We start from the raw sequence: 25103 nt of genomic DNA on the forward strand, positions 1-25103 counted from the left end.
CGTAGGTTCGATCCCTACCGCCGGAGCCAATCACCTCTAACTGTTTGAGATGGTTGGAAGATCGTGATGAGTGTCACGATCCAACTACATCCCTTCCGATGTAACCAAGGTCTCATCAACGCGGTGACCCTGCCCGGTCCGGACAGGGTCTTTGGTCGGTTTGCTGACGCGTGACCGTCAATGCAGCGCGCGCGTGACGTGATCGGGGCCCACGGGGCGAATACCGGTCGGGTTCAGTGCTTTGATCGAGTAGTACCCCCGCGTGATGTGGTCCATGTTCACGGTCTCACGGACGCCGGGCAGATCCAGGATGCGCCGCATGTAAGCGGACAGGCGCGGGTAGTCGGCGATCTGGCGGAGGTTGGTCTTGAACAGTCCGTGATAGGCCGCGTCGAACCGGATCAAGGTGACGAAAGCGCGAATGTCGGTTTCGGTCAGGCGGTCCCCGAAGAGGTAGTCACCGGTCAGGCGATCCTCGAGCATGTCGAGCGTGTCAAAGACGCCCGCGACGGCCTCATCATAAGCCTCTTGCGACGAGGCGAAGCCGGCCTTGTAGACGCCGTTGTTGAGCCGGTCGTAGATCACGGGGTTCAGGGCTTCGATCTCGGCCGCCAGATCCTGCGGGTACAGCCTCAGGTCCGAAGGCACCAACCCTTCGAAGGCGGTGTCGAACATCCGCAGGATGTCGGCGCTTTCGTTGTTCACCATGACGCCCTGCTGCATGTCCCAGAGCACCGGAACCGTCGCGCGCCCCGTAAAGGAGCTATCGGCCCGGGTGTAGAGTTCGTGCATGTAGGTCGCATCGAAGAGCGGATCCGCATCAGCGCCGTCATAGCCGCCGAACTGCCAACCCTGGTCTGACAGGACCGGGTTGACCACGGTCACGGGAATCAGGTCCTCGAGTCCCTTCAGTTTCCGTGCGATCAGCGTGCGCGAGGCCCAGGGACAGATCAGCGCAACGTATAGCCGATAGCGCCCCGCTTCGGCCTTGAAGCCGCCCTCGCCGGTCGGTCCGGCACTGCCATCCGGCGTGATCCAGTTGCGAAAACTGGAGACCTGGCGGACGAACCGCCCCTTTTCATCCGCCTTCTGAACCGGTTGCCAGTCCGAGGTCCATTTTCCTTCTACGAGCATCAGGCGGCTCCTTGTCTTGCGTGGAACACGAAGGACCGCATCGAGACCGCTGCGAGGTCGATGGCATCCGTCATGAAGGTCAGGTCGTCCCGCGCATCCGAGGCGCCTGCGACTGTGAGCGCGGGCAGGTAGTGATCCACCGACGGGTGTGCCATCTTCAACAGCGTCCCCAGGCCCGCGCGATCCGCCAGTGCGGTGAAATCGCGGTCGGTCAGCTTGTCGGCAAAGAGCCGGTCGAACTCCAGCGCGAAGTCATGGGGTTTGACGTTCTTGCCCCATTCGACGGCGCGCAGGTTGTGCACCACGTTGCCGGAACCAAGGATCAACACACCTCGGTCGCGCAGGGCCGACAGTGTCCGCCCGATCTCAAGCTGATGGTCAAGGCCGCGGCTCATGTCGATGGAGACCTGGAAAACCGGTACATCGGCCCCGGGATAGAGGAATTTCAGTACCGTCCAGGCGCCGTGATCCAGCCCCCAGGTGTCATCCTCCTCGGCATGGTGGCTGGCCAGCAGGCTGGCCACCTCGCGAGCGAGGTCCGGTGCCCCCTGCGCCGGGTACTGTTGGGCAAAGAGTTCGTCCGGGAAGCCGTAGAAATCGTGGATCGTCTTCGGCATGGCCGAGACATCGACCAGGGTCGTGCCCCGGGTCATCCAGTGGGCGGACACGACGAGGATCGCCTTGGGACGGGGCAGCGATTTGCCCAGCTCTGTCCAGGCGCGGCTGTAGGCACTGTCCTGGATGGCGTTCATCGGGCTGCCGTGGCCGAGAAAGACCAGCGGCGTCCGGTCGGAGGGCGACAAACTGTTCTTCAGGTCGTCAAGTGTGCGTGTTGCGGGCATCTCGTGGCCTTTCATCGGCAGAAGGAAGTGTGGACGCGCCGGGTATTGTCTCGCGGCGCGTCCATGTGGTCAGCGGTAGGAATAGAGGTCCATTCCCGCCAGCTCGGCATTCTTGGGCGTTGCGTGGTCAAAGCCGGAGTAGTCACCGTAGACCGGACGCAGTTTTTCTGTCGCGTATTTCCCGACTTCCGCGATCCAGTTGGACAGGTAGGCGGTATGGGCGTTCAGCTGCGCCGGGTCGGTGATTCCGTCTCCCCAGGGCACATTGCCGAGGGCTTCGCCGACCGCCGCCTCGAGGTCGTCGAGGAACTGCCGGTAGAAATCCACATCCGCCCGAGAGCCGACGTTGCCGTGACCGCCCGACAGGAAGTCCCAGTCCAGGGCGTCGAACACCAACACGCCCTCGTCACCCACGTAGAAGATGGTGCCGTTGAACTGGCTCTGGAAGAAATACACCCGGTCGGTCAGCTTCTGCGGGATGAACTCCTGCGTCACGTTCCGGGTGTAGAGGTACGAGATCTTCTTCCCGGGCGCCAACGCCCGGGAAGCGGATTCATCGACATGGACGGCGTCGAAAGTCGACGGACTTTCACGGATGTCCTGCGCCGAAACCGGTGCGGCCAGCGCCAGTCCAAGCGCGAGGGCCAAAGTCAGCGTGACGGTGCGGTACATCTGTCCGTGCCTTGATATGCGGGTACCGTGATCAGGCGAATTGCCCAAGGGTCCGTTGCAGTGCCGGGATGCGCAGGGCGAAGGCACCAGCGCCAAGAAGGGCCACGGCCAGTTGTGCAACGGTCCAGAACAGCGGGAATTCCCAGCCGCCGCCTTCACCCGAGAACAGCCAGCCATTGCCGATGTGCACCCATGTCGCGCCCAGAAGGACGGGGATCAGGGCCAGCGACACCAGCCGTACGGCAACGCCAAGGATCAGCGCCAGGCCGCCACCCAGTTCGGCGGCGATGGTCAGGTAGGCCAGGAAACCCGGCAGGCCGAGGCTTTCGAAGTAGCCGACGGTGCCCGCGATGGTGAAGACGTTCACCTTGAGCAGCCCGTGGGCCAGAAAAAGAACACCGCTGGAAACGCGCAGCAGCGTGGCGGCATAGTCGGTCGAAGTGGTCATGTCATTTCTCCATTCAGGTGCCCTGCCCCGGGTCAGGCTGTCGGGTCGGGCTGTTGCTCTGACCGCTACCTAGACCTTGCGGCTTTCCCACAAAATGGCGACATTATAGAAAGACTATCCTCAAAATGTTCCGAATGGGTGGCGCATGGACGTTGTCGACGAAATCAGGGCTTTCGTGGCCACGGCCAAGACCGGCTCGTTCACTGCCGCTGCCGATCAACTCGGGGTGTCGAACCGGCTGACCTCCAAATACGTCGCCGAACTGGAAAGCCGATTGGGTGTCCGGCTGCTTCAGCGGACCACCCGCAAAGTCGGGCTGACGCCAGCGGGCGAAGACCTGTTGGCGCGCGCGCCTGCTCTGCTGGATGATCTGGACGACCTGCTGGCCGAAGTCTCCGAAGGGTCGCGCGGGTTTACCGGTTTGATCCGGATTTCGGCCCCCGTGACATTTGGTGAGATCTACGTCGCCGGCCTGCTGTCGCGCTTTGCCGAGGGCAACCCGGAGTTGAGTTTCGACCTGCGCCTGCGCGACGACTACGTCGACCTTGCCAGCGAGGGGATCGACCTGGCCTTTCGGATCGGGCGGTCGGACATGCTGTCGCTCAAGTCCCGCAAGTTGGGCGAGATACGATCGGTGGCCGCCGCCAGCCCGGACTACCTGACCCGGCATGGCAGGCCCGAGACGCTGGAAGATCTCAGGCAACACCCTTGCATCCTTGACACCAATCGCCGCGCGCCGCGCCGCTGGGTGTTCCGCCCCGATGGGGTCGAGGAAGTGGTCGAGGTGCAGGGGCGGTTCCAGGTGAATTCCGCCAGCGCGGCGATGCAACTGGCCGCCGAGGGACTGGGCGTCTGCTATGGCCCGCGATTTGCGCTGGAAGATGCGTTGGAGGCAGGCCGCCTCGTGCCGATCCTGCAGGACGTGCCGAGCGAATCCGTCCCCGTCAGCGCCATCTACCTCGAAGGCCGCGCCTTGCCGCGCAAGATCCGGGCATTGATCGAATTTGCCGCCGAGGACATTCGCCGCAACGGCAATCTGTGAGGCCCGGGATGGCTGCGCACCGCTGCCATCCCGGTGCAAGCGGACGTCAGCCCAGCATGGCCTTCAGAGTCTCGCGCATCGGTGTCGTCGGACGCCCGATCAGGCGGGACAGGTCGCGGCTCTGCGTGGTCAGCGCCCCGGACGCGGCGCGCGCATCGCTGTCGGCCAGGATCGCGGCAAATCCCTCGGGCAGACCCGCGCCGACAAGCGCGCCGGTATAGCTGGCCTCGTCGAGGTTCACATAGGTCACCGGTTTGCCGGACACATCGCTCAACAGCGCGGCATAGTCGGACAGGCTGAAATCCGTGTCGCCCGCCAGTTCATAGGTCTTGCCCTCATGGCCCTCACCGGCCAGTACGACCGCCGCGGCCTCTGCGAAGTCCTGCCGCGACGCGGTTGCAAAGCGCCCGTCACCCGCCGCCCCGAAATGCTGTCCCATCTCCAATGCCTGCGGCGCGGTCCCGGCGATGTTCTCGGAGTACCAGCCGTTGCGCAGGATCGCATGCGGCAGACCGCTCTCGCGCAGCGCGGCCTCGGTGGCGTTGTGTTCCTGCGCCAGCGCCATGCCGCCGCTATCCGCGTTCAGGATAGAGGTATAGGCCACGAACCCCACGCCTGCATCCCTTGCCGCCTCCAGCACGTTGCGGTGCTGATCCGCGCGCTTGCCGACCTCCGACGAGGAAATCAGCAACAGCCGGTCGACCCCGTCGAAGGCCTGGCTCAGGCTTTCCAGGTCCTCGTAATCGCCCGTGCGGGTGGCGATCCCCTTGGCCTCGAACGCCTCTTGGGCCGAGTTGGAGCGCACCAGCGCGATGATGTCTTCGGCAGGGACAAGGTTGCGCAGGTGGTCTACCACGCGTTGCCCAAGCTGCCCCGATGCGCCGGTAACCAGGTAAGTCGTCATTGTCGTTCCTTTCAGGTCTCGAATCGAATACAGGTCTCATTTAGAGACTTATATGCCGCCACGTAAGGAGGCAGGTTTTCGGAACAAGGTCACAAAAAGGGAACCTAGAGATGGCCCAGGTGAGCGCGCGAAAATTGCAGGACTGGAAGGACCAGGGGTTTGAACCGGGCAATTGCCCCGTGCGCCAGGTGCTGGACCATGTCTCGGCCAAGTGGCCCGTCCTGATCCTTTTGGAGCTTGGTCGAAAACCGATGCGGTTCAACGAGTTGCTGCGCGCCCTGCCCGATATATCCAAGCGGATGCTGACGCAGTCCCTGCGTAATCTCGAACGTGACGGTATCCTGCGCCGCGAGGTCTTCGACACCAAGCCGCCCAGCGTGACCTACAGTCTCTCTGCGCTTGGCGAGGGGTTCCTGCCGCACCTGCTTGCGCTGGTGGACTGGGCCGAAACCGGCATGCCCGAAATCGTCGCCGCGCGACAACGGTTCGACACGGTGTGACAGGTTTCTGACCGCTTGGGCGGTCCCCGGCACAATGCCCACGCAGGCCAAGAAATGTCCGGCTTCATGAATTCGAAAGACCCTTCGCCTTAGCCTCCGGCACAATCGACCAAGGGTTTTGGCCCGTCTCGCGGGTATCGAAGGAATTCGAAGCATGACCAATTTTACGGACGGACTATCCCTTTCGGACCTGTGCCAGGACATCGTGACTTCCAGCTGCGCGCTGCGCCTGAGAGTTGCAGACGGTCGCATCAGTGCGGTCTCGCCCCGGATGCGAGAGTTGCTGCCGCGCCGCACACGCCTGCCCTAGCCTCCGATACGCTTTTTGCCGAGACCGGGCCGCTGATCGCGGCGCTCGGCGCCAATTGAGACGTGCGGGAGATCACGCTGGCCCTGCCGGGCGGACAGTCCCTGTCAGGTCGGCTTGTGCCGTTGCCGGACACCGACCCGGCAGAGGTTCTGCTGATCGGCGAAACCGCGCCGCGCCCGGCCACCGACAGCAGTAACACCCTGCGGGCCAGTGCCATCGCGGAGGCGGCGGAACACGGCCTGAGACTGGTGAAATTCGACGCCGATGGCACCGTCCTATATGCAAACGCCAGCTACCTGGAGTTGACGGGCAATTCCGAGAAGGAGGTGACCGGCAAGCATCACAGGATCTTCTGCGAACCGGCCTACGCCAAGTCCAACCATTACCACGAAATCTGGAGCGCGTTCAGCGCGGGCGATTATCACCAGTGCGAATACAAACGCATCACCAAGGCGGGAAAGGAGGTCTGGATCCAGGCCACCTACAACCCGATCCTCGATACCGCCGGCCATCCGGTCAAGGTGGTGAAATTCGCTATGGACGTGACCGAACGCAAGCTCAACGAGCTGGACACCGGCAACCTTCTCCGTGCCATCGACCGCAGCCAGCCGATCATCCCGTTCGACCTCGACGGGCATACCATGACCGCGAACGAGGTGGTCACGGAACTCTCGGGGACGATCCACCGGATAGGGGATTCCTCCCGCGACTCGCGCGAACCCTCGAATGCCACCTCGCTGAACGCCAACCAGAGCCTCGAATGCCTTGGCGCCGCGATCGAGGCCGCGCGGGCCGGCAAACACGGGGTGGGATTTTCCCTGGTGGCCGACGAAGTGCGCAAGCTGGCCGAGCGCAGCTCGAAGGCGGCGCGGGAGATTGGCTAGTTGATCGTCATTTCCAGCAAGCGGGTGAACCAGGGCACCGAACGCACGCGCAGCGCCCTGCAAAGTTTCGAGGAAATCGTATCCTCTTTGGATCGGACGTCCAGCTCGATCGAGGCGATCTCGGAAAGTGCCGTCTCGCAGGAGAATGTGTCCTGCATCGTCTCTGAGGTGATCCAAGACCTGAACCGCGCGGTCAGCCGCCACTGGGCGCGCCATGGCGGAACCGGATCCCGGAGCAGACAAAAAAGTGCCGCGCAAACGCGCGGCACTTTGCTTTTCCAGGGTCATGCGCCTCAGACCAGGATCATGTCCTCGGTGATCTCGCCCAGGGCGGTGTTCAGGTAGACGATGGTTTCACCCTGGTCGGTGAACACGACGTCATTGCCCACCTGGCTCATGTTGGCGCGGGCTTCTGCAGCGGTGCCGTAACCGAAGCCGACGAACTCGATCATGTCCCAGGCCTCGACACCGACCACCTGGTCATTGCCCGGCTCGGAGGCGTCGAACTGGAAGGTGTCGGAGAGGACACCGCCGAACAGCAGGTCGTCGTCCGCTCCGCCGGCCAGCAGGTCGTCCTGGCCAAGCGCGCGCATGTGGTCCAAAAGATCGTCCGCCTGTGCGTTGACCGCGCCCGCGCCCTTGGCAAGGATCGAGATCACCTGCGGACGAGTCATCGTGCCCGCGTCCAGCTGCGCCGGCCAGAGGCTGAGTGCCACCGGATCGGCACCCCGCTCCAGCAGGGTCTGGTAGACCAGCTCGACGAACTCGACGTTCGTGGTGCCGCCATAAAGCGCCGTCGCCGCGTCCGATGCAAAGAGCTCGGTCGCCACGTCCAGCATTGTGGCGCCTTCGGCCAGGTCCATCGTCAGAGACTCGATGACCGAAACAGAGGGTTCCTCGCCGGTGACCCCGACATAGAGGCGATAGGCCTCGTCGGTGTAGTCCTGCTGATAACCCGCCTGCGAATATTCCAGCGCCACGGGGCTGGTCTTGGCAATCGCCTCGGGGCTGTCGGCGAAGAAGGCCATGACATCCGCGCGGGTCCAGGTGCCGCCATCCAGCAGCGCGACCCAGCCCGCAAGCCCGCCGTCGGGTGCACGATCCAGCGCGTTTTCGTACATCGCTGTCACGAACTCGGTGTTGGTCAGGGCACCGTAGGTCGAAACGCCCTCTGCCGAGTTGAGGAAGGCCTGCGCCATGTCCGTGAGGTCAAGCGTTCCCGCGACCACGGCAGAGGTCCAGCCAAAGTGGCCCGGACGATCCGGCAGGCGGTCGAAGGCGGTCTGGTACATGCGGAACACCTGGTTGGCCGCGGCGTCAAAGACGGGATCGACCGGCTCTGCCAGCAGTTCGTCATCGCCGGCACCGCCCAGCAGGACATCCTCTCCGCCCTGGCCCAGGATGGTGTCGTTGCCTTCCATGCCGTCGATGACGTTGTCACCCGGCGTCCCGACCAGAAGGTCGTCGCCGCTCGTGCCGTCCACTGGCACGTCCGGCGCGCGGTTGATCAGCAGGAAGTCCTCGATCGTCAGTTCCTCGGTGACGCCCGCCAGCACCGCGATGCGGTTGCCGTCGATCGAGATCTCGAGGTTTCCGCCCACGACCGTCTGGGTGATCTTGGAGTCGAAGTTGACGTCGTTCACACCCAGGTCGATCAGGCCGATCACGTCCTCGCCGTCGATGAAGTCATTGATTGTGCTGGTGGCGAAGACGGTGTCGCCGTCCTTGCCATAGGACAGGACAAAGAGGTCGTCACCGTCGCCGCCGGTGAAGGTGTTGCCCCCCTGCCCCACGAGGTGATCCGCCTCGGCGGTGCCGTTGATTGCGACGGCCTCGTCGTGGATCGGGATTTCCTCATATTCCATCAGCAGCGTGGTGTCATAGAGGGTGGCCGGCTTGATGTCGCCCTTGATGTAGAAAGCCACGTCGAACCCGTCGGTCATGTTCAGACCGTTCGCGGTGGCCAGGCCAGAGTTGTTCTGCCAGCCAGCGCTGATCGACAGCGGCGAAACGGGCAGGCCCCAATCGAGCAGGTTGATGACGGTCGTGTCATCGGCGCCAACCTCGTATTTCACCTCATCGCTGGTGATGGGCAGCGGGTCGCTGGGGTCGATCGGGATCACGACGCCGGGCAGGTCCTGGCCGTACTTGTCGGTCTGCAGGCGCCAGCGCGGGCCAGAGATGTAGTCGCCGTTCGCGTCGAAGTCCGCCTCGAAGGGTTCGCGGTCCATCGTCGTGTACCAGGCGTTGGTATAGCCTTCCAGCAGGTCCTCGGAGGCCAGACCGCCCGCCGCAAGCGAAGAAACCGCAGCCTGCTGGGCCAGCCATTCGTCCTTGAGGATGGTTCCTGCCGGGTACAGCGTGCCGTCGCCGGCATAATAGTCGTCGGTCGTCACCCAGACCTCGCGCGGGCCGTTGCCGTCAAGGTTGTAGTCCGTGATGATGGTATAGGTCGGCAGCTTGCCGATCGCCGCCTCGTTCTCGAAGTCCTCGGGCCGGATCTGGTCGTTGGGGTTGTTGGTGATCGTGTGGTTGGTCACCAATTCCGCGGCCGTCACCTTGTAGAGCGGAATGAGGCCGTTGTCCGGATCGGTGTCCCTCCACTCGTCCGGCAGGTCCATCGTCGCCTCAAGGCGGATGTCGTTCGGGCGCTTGACCGTGTTCCCCCAGCGATACAGCAGCTTGCCGTCGTCCTTGAGCGTCACCGAGTAGTCGGTGCTATAGGCAATGTCGTATTCGATGGTGGATTCATTGGGGTTGAGCAGGTCGCGGATGTCCAGCACGCCGTCATCGTTGCGGTCGGTCACACCGTAGGTCACCGGATCCGCCAGAAGGTCGGACACGTACTGCCCGTCCCAGTCGGGATTCTGGCTGAGCAGGATCAGATTGTCGTCCAGTTGATAGACCGCGTCCGGATCGTCCGGGTATTTCTGATCGGACAGGATGTTCTGCATGACCGAGTAGTGCTCGGTCGAGGCCTTCACGGTGTTGAAACCAAGGCCGGACAGCCAGGTGCCCAGTACGGCGGGTGTGCGGAAACTGTCGGTCGGCGCATCCGAGACGACGATGCCCAGCTGTTCACCCGCCGGGCCGGTCAGGTCGCCGACCCAGCCTTCGGCATAATCGTAGTCACGGATCTTTTCCTCGGCACCGACGAAATCGGTGACGTAGAAGCCGAATTCGCTGTCCACGGGATACAGCATGACCCCTTCCTTGGTCACCATCGGCGTGGCGGTGAAATCAACGACCGGCGCTTCGCCGGGCAGGACATCACCCTGCGTCAGACCGTCGAACGTGCCGGTGACGTCATCGGTGCTGAAGACGTGCGTGGTGGTGTAGGTCGGGTTCGTGATGGTCGGGGTATCGGCCATGATCATTATCTCTTGATACGGTTTCGGGGCGGGAACTACCGGAACATATGCCACGGGCTACATATAATAGTTTCGGGATATTTTCGGGAAATTTCGAACGTAGCATTGATATGAATCAAATAATGACAATCCATGCATGTTTTTGCGCAACACTGGCGAACGCGGATTGAAATGATACGAGATTGATCAGCTCTTGATTGTATTCGGTGAGATGCGAAACGTCACACAGAGCAGTTGAACCGGGTGTGCAGCATGATCTGCGAAGGCGCGGGCTCGCTCTCGACGCCATTGCGGGAATCGGTGATCCAGCGCACCGCCTGGGTCAGTTCCGCCTCGAAGTCGTGGGAGACCACGAAATCCATCGTCCCCGCCTGCAAGAGCCGCTGCGTGACCGGAGTCAGCTCGTGCCCGACAAAAAGCGTCGCGGGCGCCTCGCCGGTCACGTCCAGCGCCTGCGCCACGCCGCGGTTGGCCCCGGCCACGTTGTAGATCGCGGGCGGCACACCGTTGCTTTCAAAGTGGCTGACCAGCTGGCTGCGCATGGTCTCGGGGCGTTCGTCCGTGAACAGGCGTTCCTCGATCCTCAGGTGGGGAAAGCCCGCGCGCAGGACCCTGCGAAAACCCATCTCGCGCTCTTTCTGGCACCGGTAGGCAACGCTCATGATCAGCAGGATCTGTCCGGGCACGCGCGGCAGCGCGCGACCGATGACTTGCGCGGCGACGGCCCCCGCCTCTGACTGGTCATTGCCGACATAGGCGCTGCGGCGGGAACTGGGCAGGTCCGTGGTCAGACAAACCACCGGCTTGCCCAAGCGGCGCAACTGGCGGATGGCGCTGTTGATCGCCGGGTGTTCGCGGGCAACCACGATGCTGCCGTCCGCTCCCTTGCCCTGGTCCAGCAGGTCGGCCGCAAAGAGATTGGCGTCAAGGTCATTGGTCACCGCATAGGTGCTGCTCAGGGTGATCCCCGGCTCCTTGCGGTGCAGTTTCTGGACAGCCGTTTCCACCGCCGCGTTGAAGCTTTCGCCGGACTCGCAATGCAGGGCGATACGCAGCGAAGGCGCGTTCAGCCGTTCCAGCCGCAGCTTGTCAAAGGCCGCCCGCACGCGCTGGCGCGTCTTTTCCCGCACGCCGGGTCGGTTGTTCAGCACCCGGTCCACGGTGGCGACGCCCACGCCGGAGACTTCGGCGACCTGCTGGATCGTCGGTCCCTTCCATCCGCTTTTGGCGTCCTGTCCGGTGATCTTCCGGTCTCCTCCCGACGGCATCCAAGGGGCTGGATCACCGCATGACTGATGGTTTTCACATCATTTTTTGCCTGTCTAGAGGGTTTTAGCTTTAGCGGTAACTGGGCATACTCACGTACACAAATGGGAGGATGCCGCCGCAAAGGCGGCACAGACGCACAGACATCGGCGCGCCCATCCGGGCGCCACCTGACGGGGCGGTTTACCCAGCCCTGACAGGAATTTGCCGGCCATCCTTGATGGCGGACCAAACGTCGTGCGGACAAGGGAGGAAGCTGCGCATGAGCCTGATGGAGCTCAGACAGGTCACCAAGAGTTTCGGCGCCATCCACGCGCTGAACGGGGTCGATCTGAGCATTGCCCCCGGCGAGGCGATCGGCCTGATGGGCGACAACGGGGCCGGGAAATCCACGCTGATGAAGATCATCGCGGGGAACTTCCCTCCGACCACCGGCGAGATCCGCATCGACGGCAGCCCGGTGCATTTCACCCGCCCCCTCGATGCGCGCGACAACGGGATCGAGATCGTCTACCAGGACCTCGCGCTTTGCGACAACCTGACGGCGGCGGCCAATGTCTTTCTGGGGCGTGAGATCAAGTCGGGCATCTGGCCGTTCCGCAGTCTCAACTACAACGCCATGTACCAGAAGGCTGGCGAACTGTTTTCCGAGCTGAAATCGGAAACCCGCCCCCGCGATCTGGTGAAACAGATGTCCGGCGGCCAGCGCCAGGCGGTGGCCATCGCGCGCACCCGCCTCAGCGATCCGAAACTGGTCTTGATGGACGAACCCACCGCCGCAATTTCCGTCCGCCAGGTCGCCGAGGTTCTCAACCTCATCAAACGTCTGAAATCCACCGGCCACGCGGTGATCCTGGTCAGTCACAGGATGCCCGACGTCTTCGAGGTCTGCGACCGGGTTGCCGTCCTGCGCCGCGGCACCAAGGTGGCCGACAAGCGCATCGACGACACCAGCCCCGAGGAAGTCACGGGCCTCATCATCGGAGCCATCGAGGCAGCATGACCGACAGCACGAACACACCGCAAGACGCCCATGACAAGACCGCGCAGACGCCGGTGGATCACGCGGCCATCGACGACAGCATCACCTCTCGGCGCGAGGTCTCGGGCATCGGCGCCATCATCCGCACTCAGCCCTTCTGGGTCTTCGTGGCGATCCTCACCATCGGGTTTGTCATGACCTTCGTCTCCGACGCCTTCCTGACCGAACGCAACCTCTTCAACATCACCCGCAACATGGCCTTCTTCGGCATCATGGCGCTGGGCATGTCGGCGGTGATCTGCACCGCGGGCATCGACCTTTCGGTCGGCTCGCTGCTGGGGCTTTGCGGGATCAACCTGGCGCTGGTCCTACAGGCCGGGTGGAGCGTCGAGATCGGCTTTGTCGCCTGCATCGGCACCGCCGCGCTGGTGGGACTCATCAATGGCGTGCTGATCGCCTATGTCCGGCTGGCGCCCTTCGTGGTGACGCTGGGAATGCTGGCGATGGCGCGGTCGATCGCAATGGTGATTTCCAACAACAAGATGGTCTACGAGTTCGGCCCCGACCAGGAGCTCTTTGAATGGATCGGCGGCGGCAGCATGCTGGGCGTGCCCAATGTCGTCTGGGTGCTGACCGTGATGACGCTGTTTTTCCTCTGGGTCTGGCGCTACTCGGAATGGGGCCGCTGGGTCATCGCCATCGGCGGCAACGCCCATGCGGCGAAACTCTCGGGCATCCCGGTCGAGCGCGTGATCGTCTCGGTCTACATGGTCTGTTCGATCTGTACCGGCATCGCGGCCTTCATGTTCATCGGCTACACCGGATCGGCCACCAACGGCATGGGCGCCACCTATGAGCTCAACGTCATCGCGGCCAGCGTCATCGGCGGCGCCAACCTGATGGGGGGCATCGTCTACGCCCTTGGCGCGCCCATCGGGGCCGCGCTGGTCGAACTGATCCGCAATTCGCTGCTGCTCGCCGGGATCCCGGCGCTCTGGCAGCAATTCTTTGTCGGGTTGTTCCTCATTCTTGCAGTCCTGCTGGAACAGCTCCGCAATCGAGGGGGCAAATAAGCCCCTCACTTCATGAAACTCAGGGAGGAGAAAGACATGAAGAAACTGCTGACCGCGACCGCGCTGATCGGGGCGCTTGCCGCACCGGCCTTCGCAGAAAGCCACGGGGGCTACACCTTTGCCCTCGTACCCAAGGCGATGAACAACCCGTTCTTCGACCTTGCCCGCGACGGCTGCTACGCCGCTCAGGAAGAGCTGGACGACGTGACCTGCGAATACATCGGCCCCGGCGAACACACAGAGCTGGAGCAGATCCAGATCGTGCAGGACCTCATCACTAAGGGTGTCGACGGGATCGCCGTGGCGCCCTCCAACGCGCCCGCGATGGCCAAGGTCCTGCGCGCCGCGGCGGATGCGGGCATCCCCGTGATGACCTGGGACTCGGACCTGCTGCCCGAGGACCAGGCCCTGCGCACCACCTACGTCGGCACCAACAACTACAACATCGGCGTGCACCTGGCGGAACTGGTCATGGCGCGTCACCCCGACGGCGGCACCATCTGCCTGCAGACCGGCGGCGCCGCCGCGGCAAACCACAACGAGCGCCTGCTGGGCGCACGGGAAACCCTGGCCGGGGCCGAGCTGGGCGATCCTCCGGGCCGCCCGCTGGACGGTGACAACGGCTGGACAGAGATCGCGGGCTGCCCGCTGATCACCAACGACGACGGTAACGTCGCCGTGCAGGGCCTGACCGACATCCTGGCGGCTAACCCGGACCTGACGGCCTTCCTGTCGACCGGTGCCTTTACCCAGTGGTTCGACAACGCCTATCGCAACGCCGCCGAGCCCTACAAGGCAGAGATGGACAGCGGCGATCTGACCATCGTCGTGGCCGACACGCTGCCGATGCAGATCGCCCAGACCAAGGACGGGCTGGGCAATGGCTTGGTCGGTCAGCGCCCCTACGAGATGGGCTACAAGGCGATGTACATCCTCAAGGACATCGCCGAGGGCAAGGACGTGGACGACCCGATCTTTACCGGGCTGGACGTCTGCAACAACGAAAACATCGACACCTGCGTAAAGTGATCGCCGGTTGATGTGACAGGACGGCGGCGCATCCCTGCGCCGCCGTTTTCACGGGGTGCCCCCCGTATACATGGGAGAAAGTGATTGGAACGGGTACGTTACGCGGTCGTCGGCGCAGGCTGGATCTCTCAGATCGCCTTTCTTCCGGCAGTGGCCCAGACCGATAATTCCGAAGTCGCGACCATCGTCAGCGGCAGCACGGATGCGGCGCGGAAACTGGCCGATTTCCACGGCATCCCCGAGGTGCTGCCCTACGATGAATACGACGCTCTGCTGGCCTCGGATCGCATTGACGCGGTCTATATCGCGCTGCCGAACTCGCTGCATGCGGATTACACCATCCGCGCTCTGAAGGCCGGAAAACATGCGCTGGTGGAAAAGCCGCTGGCCCCCACGGTGGCCGAATGCCAGGCGATGATCGCCGCGTCAGAGGCCTCGGGTGCCTACCTGATGACCGCCTACCGCCTGCACCACGAACCCGGCACCGTCGAGGTGCTGGAGCGCATCCGGCGCGGAGAGATCGGCGATCCGCGCGTCTTTACCTCTGTCTTCGGGTTCCAGTCGGCACCGGACAACCACCGCTTGCGGGCGGAACACTGGGGCGGCCCCTTGCAGGACATCGGCGTCTATTGCCTGAACGCCGCCCGCCATGTCTTTGGCGATGAACCCACGGAGGTTGCCGCTATGGGCTCGCATGGCGACGGCGACCCGCGGTTTTCCGAGGTCGAGGAAAGCGTGGCCGTCACCCTGCGTTTCCCGCGCGGACGGCTGGCGCAGTTCATCGCCAGTTTCGGCACGGATGAGCAGGACAGCTATACGGTTCTGGGTACGAAAGGCACGCTGGATGTCTCTCCGGCGTTCCGTTTCGAAACCGACGTTGCGCTAACCCAGCGCGCCGCCGGGGTGCCGCAAGACCGCATCGTAGTGCCCGACTGCGATCATTTCGGCGCGCAGACCGCCTATTTCTCGGACTGCATCCGGAGGGGGCAGCGGCCCGAGGATGACGGCGCCGAAGGGTTGGCCGATGTGGCGATCATGCGCGCCATCGAAGAGGGCATGAGGACGGGCCAGGCACAGCCTGTCACCCTGCCCCCGCGCCCCGCCCACCCGGGCCCGGACACGCTGCGCCGGGTCCCGCGCACCGATCACCGGCTTGTTCTCTGACGGAGGCGGACATGGACCATATCGATTCCCATCACCATTTCTGGCATCCCGCGCGCGGCGACTATGGCTGGATGCCCGCTGATGACCCGGTGCTGAGCGTCCCCTATCACCCGGCAGACCTTGCCCCGGGTCTGCAGGCGACGGGTGTCACGCGCACGGTCCTGGTCCAGGCGGCGCCCACGATGGCCGAAACCGAGTACCTGCTGGGCATCGCCGATTGCACGCCGCATGTGGCCAAGGTCGTCGGCTGGATCGACTTCGAGGATCCCGATCAGAAGAACACCCTGCAACGTCTTTCCAGGCATCCGAAATTCGCCGGTGTGCGCCCCATGATCCAGGACCTTCCCGACGACCTCTGGATGCTGAAGCCAGAGGTGCAATGGGCCTTTGACGCCCTGATCGAGATGGACCTGACGTTCGACGCGCTTGGCTTTCCCCGGCACCAGGCGCCCTTTCTGGAGCTGCTGAACCGCTATCCCGACATGCGGGTGGTGCTGGATCATTGCCTGAAACCGCAACTGCGCAGCCATTCCGACGACAGTTTCCACGCCTGGGCGGAGGGCATGACCCGCCTAGCCCAAGAAACCGGCGCCTTCTGCAAGCTGTCGGGCCTCGTGACCGAGGCCGATGAACTGCCGTCGGATGATCTGCTCGCGCCCTACGTCGATCACATCCTGTCGGTCTTTGGGCCGCAGCGCGTCATGTGGGGATCGGACTGGCCGGTGGCCCGCCTGCGCTGCGACTATGCCGACTGGCACGCGCAGGCACTGCGGCTGACCACCGGTTTGTCACAGGCGGACCGCGCGCAGGTGTTCAGCGGTACGGCCAAGCGGTTCTACCGGCTTTGATAGCAGGTGAAGTTTTCCTCCCAATCCTTTGATTTAAAATAAATCAGAGGCTCGCAGGCGTTGAGGGTAGCGCCATCGCCTCCACCTCTCGCAGCATCTCGATGAACCCCGCCACCTGGTGCCGTGCGGTTGCCGCGCCTTTTTCCGCCGTCGCGACAGAGGCGTCGCCCACGGTCCCCGCCGGGTTGAGATCCGAGGCGATCCATCCCCGGCTGATCGGTCCCGTGGGCGGGATCGCGGCGCCCTCTGCGGCCGACCGGAAGTTCTCGGCCCGGCTCATGTCCACGCACTGCGGCTGGCAGGCCAGCATGATCGAGGTCTCGACATCGCCGCCATGAATGCCGAAGCGCCGTTCATGATCGGAATACATCCCCTCGGGGTGGCCGAAATTCCCCCATTGGCATTTGACCGCCAGCATCCCGGCCTGCACGCGCAGCTCGCGCGACAGGATAGAGATCAGGTCCAGGTTGCCACCATGCGAATTGGCGATGACGATCTTGCGCACGCCCGCGCGCGCCACGGACAGGCCGATCTCCGTCCAGGCGGCCAGGGCCGTTGCCGCGCTCAGCGTCAAGGTGCCCCGCGCCCAGAGATGCTCGTTCGACTTGCCCACCGCCATGACCGGCAGGATCGCCAGGTCCAGGTCCTCGGGGCATGTCTCGCGCAGCAACGACAGCATGTAGTCCGCGATCATCGTGTCCGTGCCCACCGGCAGATGTGGCCCGTGTTGTTCCACCGCCGCCGTGGGCAGCACGGCGATGGTCTTCATCGGGTCCACGGCCTCGAAGTCCGGTGCGCGCCGTTCGGTCCAGTCCAGTCGTCTCAAGCCTCAATCTCCCTTGTATGTGGCGTCCAGCCGAGACCGGAGGTACGCGGCCCCGGTGATCGGCGAGTAGCGTGGCGATCCCGTGCCCGGCAGGGCGGCGATCACACTGTCCGGGTTCGGGTCCAGGAAAAAGGCCACCGACCTGCGCGCCCGCGCCGGGGGCAGCACGCGATGCGGCGTGGATCGGTACAGATCGTTGGACCAACGCATCAGGCAATCGCCGATATTGACGACAAAGGCGCCCGGCACATGCGGCACGTCGATCCAATCCCCGGACAGGGCCTGCACCTGCAGGCCCGGCTCGCCATCGGTCAAGAGCAGGGTGATCGACCCGTAGTCGCTGTGCGCCCCTGCGCCGACCTCTCCCTCCGCACCGCTGCCGGGCGGATAGGACAACAGCCGCAGCGTCGCCATCGGCGCGGTGAAATGCGGCGCGAAATAGCCGGGGGCCAGCCCGAAATCCCGCGCGATAGCCCCGTGCAGCGCCACGCCAAGCTGCCAGGCATGGTCATAGTAGTTGAGCAGGGTCTCACGAAACCCGGGCAGATCGGGCCAGACATTCACACCCCGAAAGGGGTCTCCACGCAGCACACGGGGATCGTCCGCCGCAAGGTCCAGCCCGATGTTGAAGGCCTCCTTGCGGTCCACCTGCCCCGAGGTCTCGTCGAGGCGCTCACTGCCCATCCTGGCCCAGCCCCGGTTGTGCGGCGTAAGCGCGATGTCCAGCGCCGCCTTTTCCGCCTCCGGCAGCGCAAAGAACCGCGCGGCCTCGTCGAAGATCCTCGCGATCGCATCTTCCGGCACCCCGTGCCCGGCCAGGCAAAAGAACCCGCTGTTGCGGCAGGCCGCGCCAAGACGGGCGCTGACGCCTTCGGGATCGTCCTCGTACCGTGACCAGTCCAGAACCGGGATCATGCCTGCCGCCGTCGTCATGCAAGGAACCTGTCCAGCACCCGGTCCAGCCGGGCCAGGTGTCGGGCGCGGCTGGCCTGCGTGGAACTGTCCATCAGGTAATGCGCGGCAAAGGCGGTACGGCAACGCGGCGCACAGAGCAGGCGCACACCGCGCAAAAGCGTCCGCCGACCTGGCGCACCGATCCAGCGCGTCAGCCACCAGCTTGCCCCGCAGGTGGTAAAGACCCCCAGCCGCGTGACCTGCGTCAGCCCGGGCGCGATGGTCTCACCCGGCGCTTTCGGCATCTCGAAGGCCACGCCGGGCAGCATCACCCGGTCCAGCCAGCCTTTCAGCAGGGCGGGCAGACCGTACCACCAGGTCGGGTAGACAAAGATCAGCGTGTCGCACCATCGCAGGTCCGCCGCCTCCTCCGCCACCGGCACCCGGTTGCCCGGTTCGTCCAGGTAGCCGGCCCATTCATCGGGGGCCAGAACCGGGTCAAAGCCCCGCGCATAAAGATCTTGTATCCGCACCTCGGCGCCTCGCGCCTCCAACCGCGACAGCACCGTGTCCCGCACCGCCGCGGTAAAGCTTTCGGGCGAGGGATGACAGTAAACCACCAGGGCCCGCACGTCAGAACCGCTCCATCTCGCGTTCCACGCGGTCCAGGAACCCCGCGTGCTGTGTCTCCGTGGCCCGGTTCATGCCATAAAGAGCAAGATAGCGCGTCTTTTCAGGCCGCGTGACATGCCAGACCGCCCGGCGCACGATCTTGCGCGGCGGGTCGCCCGCCATGAAGGCCCGCCAGCGGGTGCCGCCATAGGTCGTGACCGCCGCCAGCCGCCTGATATGAGTCAGGTTCGGCTTCACCCGCCCGTCCTCCAGCCGGAACGAGACGCCGGGCAGGAACACCCGGTCGAAATATCCCTTGAGAATGGCCGGAAAGCCGAAGTTCCAGACCGGAAAGACCAGCACCAGCGCCTGGGCCGCGCGCAACCGCTCGACATGCGCCGCCACCGGCCCCAGGTTCGCCGGCACCTCGTGATAGCCGCGCCGCTCGGTCTCGCTCAGCACCGGGTCGAAGCCTTCGGCGTTCAGGTCGCAATCGTCCACCTCCCAGCCGCGGGCCGTCAGCGTCTCGACGACGCGCGCATGCAGCGCCGCGGACAGGCTTTCCGGACAGGGATGGGCAAAAAGCACAAGCGCCCGCATCTCACCGCGCCCCCTGCTTCTTCTTGGCCAAAATACCCCCGGGGTGAATGGCGCCGCAGGCGCCAGAGGGGCAGCGCCCCTCCCCTTTCCCGTGCCGTCTCATTCCGCCGCCTGCATCCTTGGATAGGCATACATGCGTTCGTAGGCCCAGTCCGGATCGTCCCAGGCGATCATCTTGCCGGGGTTCAGCAGGCCCTTGGGGTCTGCCTCGCGCTTGAAGGCCAGCTGCACGTCGTCCACCGTCTGCCGCCCGCCTTCTTCCAGCGTGTAACGATGCGGGTTGAAGACCAGCGCGCCCTTTTCCTCGTGGATGCGGATGATTTCGTCCAGCCGCTCCTCGGTCGAAAACTTGACCAGCGTCAGCCCGGCAAAGCCGACCTTGCCATGTGCCCGGATCGCTTCGAGATGCTGGATGCATTCGCCCGGAAAGGTGTCCCGGATCTCCTCGACCAGCGCGCGGTGGTCGGGAAAGCCATAGCGCACCTGCAGATAGGTGATCGAGGGGTCCACCTTCAGCGCGCGCAGCGTCGTGTGGTTCCAGCCGTATTCAAAGACCGGCCCCGGCCCGCGCGGCCAGTCGTGATCGTCAGAGCGATAGATCATCCGCACCCCGGGCCGCCGGGCGAGAAAGGTCAGGAACCCGTCCATGCTGTGCGGTGCGACCATCAGCCCGACGAGGTGATCATCTTCGCTCACATGCGGGCGGACGCGCTGGAAATAGTCATGGGCCGTGGGCGCCTCGTAGACGCTGGCCAGCTTGATCAGGAGGCCGTCCTCGTTCGCCAGATCGTCGGCAAGTGCCATCGCCGCGCCGAAGTCCTCGGAGGCGACAAAGATGTCGACCCAGTCATAGGCCGGCGCCAGCGGCATCTCGATTTCCGTGATGATGCCATTGGTGCCATAGGCGTGGCTGACGCGCGCCAGTTCCTCGCCGGTGAATTCCAGCACCCTCGGCTCGGCCTCCATCGTCACCACGCGCAGGCGGATGATGTTGCCCAGGTCGCGCAAGGAGCCCCATGTGACCGATCCCACCCCGCCCGAGCCGCCGGCGATGAAGCCGCCGATCGTCGCCGTCGCCCAGGTGGAGGAGAACATGCGGATTTCCTGCCCGGTTTCGCGGCAGGCCGCATCCAGGTCCTTGAGCAGGCAGCCCGGCTCCACCACCACGCGGCCCGGCGCGATCTCCCTGACCTCGGTCATCCGGTTCAGGTGCAGGACGCAGCCGCCCTCGAAGGGCATGGCCTGGCCATAGTTGCCCGTGCCCGCGCCCCGCGTCGTTACCGGCACGTCGTGCTGATAGCAGGTTTTCAGGACCTCGATCACCTCGGCCTCGGTCCGGGGGCGGACAACGAAATCCGCCGTGACATGATCCAGCCGCGCCTTCAGCACCGGCGAGTACCAGAAGAAATCGCGCGAGGCGGCGCGCACTGGGGTTTCGGCATCGACGAGGTCCAGATGCGCCAGGGCGGCCTTGGCGGCGGTGATGTCTGCGGTCATGAGGTCTTCCAGAGGTTGTCGAGGTCGGAATAGTCGGGCAGCTTGCGGTCGATGGCCTCGCCCCCGCGCAACACGATGCGGTCACTTTGCGGGCGGGCAAAGAACTCGGTCCAGTCGCGGGCGCGAAAGATCACCAGGTCTGCGGGTGCGCCCGTTTCCAGCGAGCTGACGCCAAACCCGCAGGCCGCCTCGGGCGCCAGGGTAAAGCTCTTGATCCAGTCGGTTTCGCAGTGGTCCAGGTGGGCGATACGGGTGGCCTCGCGCAGGACCTCGACCATGTCCATGTCGCCATAGGCATAGAACGGATCGCGCGTGTTGTCGGAGGCAAAGCTGACCGGAATGCCCCGCGCCCGCATTTCGTGGACCAGCGTCACGCCCCGGCGGCGCGGCGTTCCGGTGCCCCGGTCCTGCAGGTAGAGGTTGCACATCGGCAGGCTGACCACGTGCAGACCGGCCCTGGCGCACAGATCCAGCGTGTCCAGCGCCCGCGCCTCTTCCTGGGTGGACAGCGAACAGCAATGCCCCACCACGACGCGGCCGCCGTAGCCGGTTTCCAGCACCGTCTCGGCGATCATGCGCAGGGTTTCGGAACTGGCATCCATCGTCTCGTCGGTGTGGAAATCCACGTCCAGCCCGTGCGCGTCTGCGGTTGCGAAATGACCCAGCAGGCGTTCCTTGAGGTCCGGCACCGGGTAGGTGACCATGCCCAGTACACCGCCATGTTCCGCCACGGTGCGCGCGATCTCGGGGTATTCCTCGGTGCCGTAGGCCTCGCAGGACACCAGGCTGGCGGCCTGCAACTCGATCCGACCGGTCCATGTCTCGCGCAGGTCGGAAAACACTGGCCAGCTGCGCAGGTATTGCCCGTCCGCCGAATCCAGATGCGTGCGGATCTGCTTGGTGCCATGCGCCCAGGCACACTGCAAAGAGAACCCCATGCGCACCTTCAGATCGTCCTCGCTCCAGTTGACGTGATCGGCGCGCACGGTGGTCAGCGCCCCCATGAAGGTGCCGTCGGGATTGGACGCGCGGGGCCAGATGTGCCCCTTGTCCGGGTGCGTGTGCATGTCAGTGAAACACGGCAGGACCATCGCCCCGCGCATGTCCACGGCCACGCCCCCCGGCGAAGCGATGCGGCCTGCCTCGATCCCCATGTCGATCCGCACCAGGTCGCCCTCCTGCCCGACAAGGCAGGCGGGCACGGTGACATTGGCCAGGGTGAAGGCCCCGTGCGGCAGAGAGGTGAAATCCATCAACCGTCCTTTTTCAGCGCGCTTTCGTGCCAGCGGAACAGCGCGAGGTAACTGATCAGGCTCATGACCGCAAAGATCGTCACCCCCATCAGGGAAATCAGGATCAGCGCCGCGTAGAGCCTGCCGAAGTTGAATCGGTAGGACGCCTCGAGAAGCGTCGAGGCAAGGCCCAGCCCGGTCCCGGCCCGGCCGATCACGAATTCCGCCACCACGGCCCCGATCAGCGCCAGCCCGCCCGCGATCTTGAGGCCCGACAGGAAATAGGGCAAGGCCGAGGGCGCCGCGAGATAGCGCAGCCGCTGCCAGCGGCTGGCCCCGTAGATGGTGTACAGGTCCTCGAGGTTGCGGTCGGTGCTTTTCAACCCGACCGTCGTGTTCGACAGGATCGGGAAAAAGGCCACGATCCAGGCACAGAGCAGCGCCGCGACAAAGGGACTGTCCAGGTAGATCTGCAACAGCGGTGCAATCGCCACCACCGGCGTCACCTGCAGGATCACCGCGTAAGGAAAAAAGGACATCTCGATCCATTTCGACTGGGTAAAGGCCACCGCCAGCAGAGCCCCGACCAGGATCGCGAAGACCAGCGCCAGCAGTGTCAGCCGCCCGGTGGTCAGCGTGGCGGCCCACAAGAGGTCCCAGTCCTCGATCAGCTTGTCCAGCACCAGCAAAGGCCCCGGCAGAATGTAATGCGGCACTTCCCAAAGCGTGACATAGAGATGCCAGCCCAGCAGCGTCAGCACCATGACAAGCGACGGCAGCGTCCATTTGGCGATCCGCAGCACCTGTTCGCGGCGCGCGCGGGCGGCTTCCTCGTGATCGAGGGGGGGCGTCCTGCTGTCCGTCACGCTCATGCCGCCTCTCCCGTGGCGCGGTGCAGCGCGTTGGACGCCAGGCGGCAATAGCGGGCATATTCCGCCGAGGTGCGGAACGCCTCGCTGCGCGGATAGGGTGCGTCCACGGTCAGTTCCTCGATCACGCGCCCGGGCCGTGCCGCCATGACCACCACGCGGTCGGACAAGAAGACGCTTTCAAAGACCGAATGGGTGACGAAGATCACCGTGCAACCGATCTTTTCGCGCAAGGCCAACAGGTCGTTGTTCAACTTGAACCGCGTGATCTCGTCCAGCGCGGCAAAGGGTTCGTCCATGAGGATCAGCCGGGGTTTCGTGACCAGCGCCCGCGCGATGGACACGCGCATCTTCATGCCGCCCGAGAGTTCGCGCGGAAAGGCGCGCTGGAATTTCTCCAGCCCGACCAGGCGCAGGACCTCCAGCACCTCGTCGCGGACCTCGGCAAAGGGCACGCCCCGGATACGGAACGGCAAATAGACATTGTCCATGACCCGCGCCCAAGGCATCAGCGTCGGTTCCTGGAACACCACGCCCAGATCCCCTGCCCCTTTTTCACCGGCGCCGTCTTCTCCGGCCCAGTCGATCCGACCCGACGTCGGCTGCATCAGCCCCGTCACCAGTTTCAGTGCCGTCGACTTGCCGCAGCCCGATGGCCCCAGCAACGAGACGAAATCGCCTTCGTTGACGGTCAGATTCATGTTGCGCAAGGCGACGACGCCGCCGTGGAATGTCTTTTCCACCTGCGCCATCCTGAGCAGTTCAGGGCGTTGGCCCAAGGGTTGGCGGAACGGTGTCATCGCATCGCTGTCCCGGATCGCGGTGGGGGCGCGGCCCGGGCCTTTCCTTACTTCAGGTCCATCCCCACGCCCTTGCCCACGAACTCCGTGGTATAGGCGGACTGCCAGTCGACCTCGCCGATCACGCCGGCCTCGACCATCTTGGCGTAGAAGTCACCGACCTTCTCGTCGGTGATGACGCCGATCCCCGCCTCCAGCGTGTCACCGGAATCGACGATGCCGTTTTCCTTCATCTTCTCGATGGCAAAGGCGATCTTGTCGTCGGTCATCTCGGGGTTGTCGGCCTTGATCAGTTCGTTGGCCGCGGCGTTGTCGCCGTAAAGATAGGTGTACCATCCCTTGATCGAGGCATCGACGAAACAGCTCACCTCGTCCGGCTTCTGGGCAATCGTGTCGGCCATGACCTCGATCGTGGTGGCATAGGTGGAATAGCCCGCATCGGCGATCAGGAAGACATCCGGCGTAAAGCCGCCTTCCTTTTCCACCAGATAGGGTTCCGACGACAGGTAGCCCTGCATCCCGGCATTCTCATTGGCCAGGAACGGCCCGGGGTTGAAGGTATAGGGCTGGCGCTGTTCGGGGGTGAACCCATAGGCCGCCATCATCCACTGGTAGTAGGACTGATAGCCGTTGTCGCCGATCAGCAGGTCCAGCGCCTTGAGATCCTCGAAGGTCTCGGCCTTGCCCGGGTGGGTGACGATGACCTGCGGGTGCTTCTGAAAGATCGCCGCGACGGAAACCACCGGGATGCCCTCCTGCACGGCGTTGAAGGCCTGCAGCAGGTCGCCGCCCATGTGGTAGTCGATCCGCCCGGCCAGCAGAAGCGCGCGGTTGTTCACCTGCGGACCGCCCGGCAGGATCGAGACCTTGAGCCCGCAGGCCTCGTAGGTGCCATCCGCCACGGACTGGTAGAACCCGCCGTGCTCGGCCTGGGCCAGCCAGTTGGTGCCAAAGGCGACCTCGGTCATGTGGCTTTCGGCAAAGGCGGGCGCGGCAAGGGTGCCGGCCGCGGCACATGCAAGGGCAGTGAACTTCATGGGGGACCTCTCTGTCGCGGTTTCTTGTGTCTTTGCGCAAAGCCTGAAAGCGCACCTTGTTCCGGGCAATCGGCATCTCTGACCGGATGGTCCGTTTTTCGGCGGGCGCGCACAGGATTCGTGCAGACGCGGGGCGTGCGATGAATAATGCGGCGCCCGGAAAGCGCCTGTTGCGGGTGATCTGGCCAATCCCGCCGACAGGCGCCAATGTGCCCCCGCACAACGGAGCGCCAGAGATGCCAATCGACAGCCTGATCCCCGACACGA

The 25103-nt window shown here is 64.3% G+C and carries 25 protein-coding genes and 2 pseudogenes; 10 read left to right on the forward strand and 17 right to left on the reverse strand.

Annotation, left to right across the window (positions count from 1 at the left end; translation table 11 throughout):
• Window positions 1-177: 177 nt before the first annotated feature.
• From PVW46_RS02585 to PVW46_RS02600, 4 genes are all read right to left on the reverse strand, one after another.
• Entirely contained in the window at window positions 178-1134 is a 957-nt protein-coding gene (locus PVW46_RS02585; protein ID WP_069208297.1) for a glutathione S-transferase family protein, read from the reverse strand.
• Window positions 1134-1976, reverse strand: coding sequence for a 4,5-DOPA-extradiol-dioxygenase (gene ygiD / locus PVW46_RS02590; RefSeq protein WP_069208296.1), 843 nt, complete (start codon window positions 1974-1976; stop codon window positions 1134-1136). The genes PVW46_RS02585 and ygiD overlap by 1 nt, the downstream gene beginning before the upstream one ends.
• Before the next feature lie 69 nt (window positions 1977-2045).
• Entirely contained in the window at window positions 2046-2648 is a 603-nt protein-coding gene (locus tag PVW46_RS02595; RefSeq protein WP_069208295.1) for a hypothetical protein, read from the reverse strand.
• A gap of 31 nt (window positions 2649-2679) precedes the next feature.
• Window positions 2680-3096, reverse strand: coding sequence for a DoxX family protein (locus PVW46_RS02600; RefSeq protein WP_069208294.1), 417 nt, complete (start codon window positions 3094-3096; stop codon window positions 2680-2682).
• Between the two features lie 145 nt (window positions 3097-3241).
• On the opposite strand from PVW46_RS02600, the gene PVW46_RS02605 reads away from it, so the two are divergent.
• Window positions 3242-4138 (forward strand): LysR family transcriptional regulator, encoded by an 897-nt coding sequence (locus PVW46_RS02605; protein ID WP_069208293.1) that lies wholly within the window; start codon window positions 3242-3244, stop codon window positions 4136-4138.
• Between the two features lie 46 nt (window positions 4139-4184).
• Here the strand turns inward: PVW46_RS02605 and PVW46_RS02610 are convergent, their stop codons facing one another.
• Window positions 4185-5042: an SDR family oxidoreductase gene (locus tag PVW46_RS02610; RefSeq protein ID WP_069208292.1), complete on the reverse strand. Its 858-nt coding sequence runs from the start codon at window positions 5040-5042 to the stop codon at window positions 4185-4187.
• Between the two features lie 110 nt (window positions 5043-5152).
• On the opposite strand from PVW46_RS02610, the gene PVW46_RS02615 reads away from it, so the two are divergent.
• The 4 genes and pseudogenes from PVW46_RS02615 to PVW46_RS28710 all read left to right on the forward strand — a co-directional run.
• A complete protein-coding gene (locus tag PVW46_RS02615) occupies window positions 5153-5542 on the forward strand; it encodes a winged helix-turn-helix transcriptional regulator (RefSeq protein ID WP_043138831.1) in 390 nt (129 codons plus the stop codon).
• A 154-nt stretch (window positions 5543-5696) separates the two neighbouring features.
• Window positions 5697-5852, forward strand: coding sequence for a hypothetical protein (locus PVW46_RS02620; protein ID WP_274574477.1), 156 nt, complete (start codon window positions 5697-5699; stop codon window positions 5850-5852).
• 248 nt (window positions 5853-6100) lie between these two features.
• Window positions 6101-6403: pseudogene (locus tag PVW46_RS28705) on the forward strand (PAS domain-containing protein); the annotation flags it as partial.
• A 90-nt stretch (window positions 6404-6493) separates the two neighbouring features.
• Window positions 6494-6713, forward strand: a pseudogene (locus PVW46_RS28710) (methyl-accepting chemotaxis protein); the annotation flags it as partial.
• Window positions 6714-6732: 19 nt separating this feature from the next.
• On the opposite strand, the gene PVW46_RS02630 reads toward PVW46_RS28710, so the two are convergent.
• The 3 genes from PVW46_RS02630 to PVW46_RS02640 all read right to left on the reverse strand — a co-directional run bounded on the left by PVW46_RS02630 (window position 6733) and on the right by PVW46_RS02640 (window position 11375).
• On the reverse strand, window positions 6733-6894 hold the full coding sequence (locus PVW46_RS02630; protein WP_274574481.1) for a hypothetical protein: 162 nt from the start codon (window positions 6892-6894) through the stop codon (window positions 6733-6735).
• 135 nt (window positions 6895-7029) lie between these two features.
• Complete coding sequence (locus tag PVW46_RS02635) at window positions 7030-10107, reverse strand: DUF4214 domain-containing protein (protein WP_274574483.1); 3078 nt, start codon at window positions 10105-10107, stop codon at window positions 7030-7032.
• A gap of 221 nt (window positions 10108-10328) precedes the next feature.
• Window positions 10329-11375 (reverse strand): LacI family DNA-binding transcriptional regulator, encoded by a 1047-nt coding sequence (locus PVW46_RS02640; protein WP_069208289.1) that lies wholly within the window; start codon window positions 11373-11375, stop codon window positions 10329-10331.
• Between the two features lie 260 nt (window positions 11376-11635).
• Here PVW46_RS02640 and PVW46_RS02645 point away from each other — a divergent pair, with 260 nt between their 5' ends.
• From PVW46_RS02645 to PVW46_RS02665, 5 genes are all read left to right on the forward strand, one after another.
• A complete protein-coding gene (locus PVW46_RS02645; RefSeq protein ID WP_043138822.1) occupies window positions 11636-12376 on the forward strand; it encodes an ATP-binding cassette domain-containing protein in 741 nt (246 codons plus the stop codon).
• Window positions 12373-13428: an ABC transporter permease gene (locus tag PVW46_RS02650; protein WP_083242172.1), complete on the forward strand. Its 1056-nt coding sequence runs from the start codon at window positions 12373-12375 to the stop codon at window positions 13426-13428. The genes PVW46_RS02645 and PVW46_RS02650 overlap by 4 nt, the downstream gene beginning before the upstream one ends.
• Before the next feature lie 36 nt (window positions 13429-13464).
• Window positions 13465-14457 carry a sugar-binding protein gene (locus tag PVW46_RS02655; protein ID WP_043138820.1) on the forward strand — a complete coding sequence of 331 codons (993 nt, stop codon included), beginning with the start codon at window positions 13465-13467 and terminating at the stop codon, window positions 14455-14457.
• 84 nt (window positions 14458-14541) lie between these two features.
• Window positions 14542-15621 (forward strand): Gfo/Idh/MocA family protein, encoded by a 1080-nt coding sequence (locus PVW46_RS02660; RefSeq protein WP_274574489.1) that lies wholly within the window; start codon window positions 14542-14544, stop codon window positions 15619-15621.
• Window positions 15622-15632: 11 nt separating this feature from the next.
• Window positions 15633-16469 carry an amidohydrolase family protein gene (locus PVW46_RS02665; protein WP_069208857.1) on the forward strand — a complete coding sequence of 279 codons (837 nt, stop codon included), beginning with the start codon at window positions 15633-15635 and terminating at the stop codon, window positions 16467-16469.
• Between the two features lie 43 nt (window positions 16470-16512).
• Here PVW46_RS02665 and PVW46_RS02670 read toward each other — a convergent pair whose 3' ends face one another.
• From PVW46_RS02670 to PVW46_RS02710, 9 genes are all read right to left on the reverse strand, one after another.
• Window positions 16513-17295, reverse strand: a complete 783-nt coding sequence (locus PVW46_RS02670; protein ID WP_069208858.1) for a creatininase family protein — start codon at window positions 17293-17295, stop codon at window positions 16513-16515.
• A 3-nt stretch (window positions 17296-17298) separates the two neighbouring features.
• Window positions 17299-18228, reverse strand: coding sequence for an isopenicillin N synthase family dioxygenase (locus PVW46_RS02675; RefSeq protein WP_274574494.1), 930 nt, complete (start codon window positions 18226-18228; stop codon window positions 17299-17301).
• Window positions 18225-18821 carry an NAD(P)H-dependent oxidoreductase gene (locus tag PVW46_RS02680; RefSeq protein WP_043138812.1) on the reverse strand — a complete coding sequence of 199 codons (597 nt, stop codon included), beginning with the start codon at window positions 18819-18821 and terminating at the stop codon, window positions 18225-18227. The genes PVW46_RS02675 and PVW46_RS02680 overlap by 4 nt, the downstream gene beginning before the upstream one ends.
• Before the next feature lies 1 nt (window position 18822).
• Window positions 18823-19401, reverse strand: a complete 579-nt coding sequence (locus PVW46_RS02685; protein WP_069208859.1) for an NAD(P)H-dependent oxidoreductase — start codon at window positions 19399-19401, stop codon at window positions 18823-18825.
• Between the two features lie 99 nt (window positions 19402-19500).
• Window positions 19501-20898 (reverse strand): FAD-binding oxidoreductase, encoded by a 1398-nt coding sequence (locus tag PVW46_RS02690; RefSeq protein ID WP_069208860.1) that lies wholly within the window; start codon window positions 20896-20898, stop codon window positions 19501-19503.
• Window positions 20895-22151, reverse strand: coding sequence for a cytosine deaminase (locus tag PVW46_RS02695; RefSeq protein WP_274574497.1), 1257 nt, complete (start codon window positions 22149-22151; stop codon window positions 20895-20897). Before PVW46_RS02695 ends, PVW46_RS02690 begins: the two co-directional genes overlap by 4 nt.
• Complete coding sequence (locus PVW46_RS02700) at window positions 22151-23002, reverse strand: ABC transporter permease (protein ID WP_069208862.1); 852 nt, start codon at window positions 23000-23002, stop codon at window positions 22151-22153. The genes PVW46_RS02695 and PVW46_RS02700 overlap by 1 nt, the downstream gene beginning before the upstream one ends.
• A complete protein-coding gene (locus tag PVW46_RS02705) occupies window positions 22999-23751 on the reverse strand; it encodes an ABC transporter ATP-binding protein (RefSeq protein ID WP_088668515.1) in 753 nt (250 codons plus the stop codon). The genes PVW46_RS02700 and PVW46_RS02705 overlap by 4 nt, the downstream gene beginning before the upstream one ends.
• Window positions 23752-23846: 95 nt before the next feature.
• Complete coding sequence (locus PVW46_RS02710; protein WP_069208864.1) at window positions 23847-24836, reverse strand: ABC transporter substrate-binding protein; 990 nt, start codon at window positions 24834-24836, stop codon at window positions 23847-23849.
• Window positions 24837-25103: the final 267 nt, after the last annotated feature.

The organism is Mameliella sp. AT18 (assembly GCF_028807275.1).
GTDB classification, from domain to species: Bacteria; Pseudomonadota; Alphaproteobacteria; order Rhodobacterales; family Rhodobacteraceae; genus Antarctobacter; species Antarctobacter albus.

Excerpts from the sequence above, each read along its gene's own strand:
- PVW46_RS02710 (WP_069208864.1), bottom strand. The coding sequence starts at position 24,836 with ATGAAGTTCACTGCCCTTGCATGTGCCGCGGCCGGCACCCTTGCCGCG.
- PVW46_RS02595 (WP_069208295.1), bottom strand. The coding sequence starts at position 2,648 with ATGTACCGCACCGTCACGCTGACTTTGGCCCTCGCGCTTGGACTGGCG.
- PVW46_RS02620 (WP_274574477.1), top strand. The coding sequence starts at position 5,697 with ATGACCAATTTTACGGACGGACTATCCCTTTCGGACCTGTGCCAGGAC.
- PVW46_RS02665 (WP_069208857.1), top strand. The coding sequence starts at position 15,633 with ATGGACCATATCGATTCCCATCACCATTTCTGGCATCCCGCGCGCGGC.
- PVW46_RS02605 (WP_069208293.1), top strand. The coding sequence starts at position 3,242 with ATGGACGTTGTCGACGAAATCAGGGCTTTCGTGGCCACGGCCAAGACC.
- ygiD (WP_069208296.1), bottom strand. The coding sequence starts at position 1,976 with ATGCCCGCAACACGCACACTTGACGACCTGAAGAACAGTTTGTCGCCC.
- PVW46_RS02655 (WP_043138820.1), top strand. The coding sequence starts at position 13,465 with ATGAAGAAACTGCTGACCGCGACCGCGCTGATCGGGGCGCTTGCCGCA.
- PVW46_RS02690 (WP_069208860.1), bottom strand. The coding sequence starts at position 20,898 with ATGACCGCAGACATCACCGCCGCCAAGGCCGCCCTGGCGCATCTGGAC.
- PVW46_RS02610 (WP_069208292.1), bottom strand. The coding sequence starts at position 5,042 with ATGACGACTTACCTGGTTACCGGCGCATCGGGGCAGCTTGGGCAACGC.
- PVW46_RS02615 (WP_043138831.1), top strand. The coding sequence starts at position 5,153 with ATGGCCCAGGTGAGCGCGCGAAAATTGCAGGACTGGAAGGACCAGGGG.
- PVW46_RS02630 (WP_274574481.1), bottom strand. The coding sequence starts at position 6,894 with ATGCAGGACACATTCTCCTGCGAGACGGCACTTTCCGAGATCGCCTCG.
- PVW46_RS02650 (WP_083242172.1), top strand. The coding sequence starts at position 12,373 with ATGACCGACAGCACGAACACACCGCAAGACGCCCATGACAAGACCGCG.
- PVW46_RS02585 (WP_069208297.1), bottom strand. The coding sequence starts at position 1,134 with ATGCTCGTAGAAGGAAAATGGACCTCGGACTGGCAACCGGTTCAGAAG.
- PVW46_RS02695 (WP_274574497.1), bottom strand. The coding sequence starts at position 22,151 with ATGGATTTCACCTCTCTGCCGCACGGGGCCTTCACCCTGGCCAATGTC.
- PVW46_RS02600 (WP_069208294.1), bottom strand. The coding sequence starts at position 3,096 with ATGACCACTTCGACCGACTATGCCGCCACGCTGCTGCGCGTTTCCAGC.
- PVW46_RS02705 (WP_088668515.1), bottom strand. The coding sequence starts at position 23,751 with ATGGCGCAGGTGGAAAAGACATTCCACGGCGGCGTCGTCGCCTTGCGC.
- PVW46_RS02645 (WP_043138822.1), top strand. The coding sequence starts at position 11,636 with ATGAGCCTGATGGAGCTCAGACAGGTCACCAAGAGTTTCGGCGCCATC.
- PVW46_RS02635 (WP_274574483.1), bottom strand. The coding sequence starts at position 10,107 with ATGGCCGATACCCCGACCATCACGAACCCGACCTACACCACCACGCAC.
- PVW46_RS02675 (WP_274574494.1), bottom strand. The coding sequence starts at position 18,228 with ATGACGACGGCGGCAGGCATGATCCCGGTTCTGGACTGGTCACGGTAC.
- PVW46_RS02640 (WP_069208289.1), bottom strand. The coding sequence starts at position 11,375 with ATGCCGTCGGGAGGAGACCGGAAGATCACCGGACAGGACGCCAAAAGC.
- PVW46_RS02685 (WP_069208859.1), bottom strand. The coding sequence starts at position 19,401 with ATGCGGGCGCTTGTGCTTTTTGCCCATCCCTGTCCGGAAAGCCTGTCC.
- PVW46_RS02700 (WP_069208862.1), bottom strand. The coding sequence starts at position 23,002 with ATGAGCGTGACGGACAGCAGGACGCCCCCCCTCGATCACGAGGAAGCC.